Source organism: Idiomarina sp. UBA4206, from assembly GCF_002383015.1.
Lineage (GTDB): Bacteria > Pseudomonadota > Gammaproteobacteria > Enterobacterales > Alteromonadaceae > Idiomarina > Idiomarina abyssalis.
In genome coordinates this window covers 56,630-57,005 of sequence record NZ_DFTS01000059.1, presented here as the reverse complement: position 1 = coordinate 57,005, position 376 = coordinate 56,630, and the positions used below count along the sequence as shown (strand labels likewise).

Sequence of the window (376 nt, the reverse complement as noted above, 5' to 3'; positions counted from 1 at the left end):
TTTGCCATGGTAACCATGCTGGCAATTCAGGAAATGAAACTGGATGCGAGCAAAGTGAATGTGCATGGCGGAGCTTGCGCTTTAGGGCATCCTATTGGCGCAAGCGGTGCACGTTTGCTGGTAACGCTGTTGCACGCCTTAAAACAAAAAGGCCAGAAACGAGGCATTACTTCGTTGTGTATCGGTGGCGGCGAAGCTGTCGCTCTGGCTGTGGAAATGATCTAGTCGGGCTTTGCCGGTATAGGCTAGCCTGCGGGTTTCAGCTTTTGAACCCGCCCGGCTAGCCAAACGGCAAGCACTATGATCAAAGCACCAATGCTTAAACGGGTGTAGTCAAAGGACTGTTCCCAGAATAAGACATTAACCAGAATTCCAG

General features: G+C 50.8%; 1 pseudogene. It reads left to right on the top strand.

The window, feature by feature from the left end:
- Positions 1–225, top strand: a pseudogene (locus tag B3180_RS12250) (acetyl-CoA C-acetyltransferase); the annotation flags it as partial.
- Between the last annotated feature and the right edge of the window lie 151 nt (positions 226–376).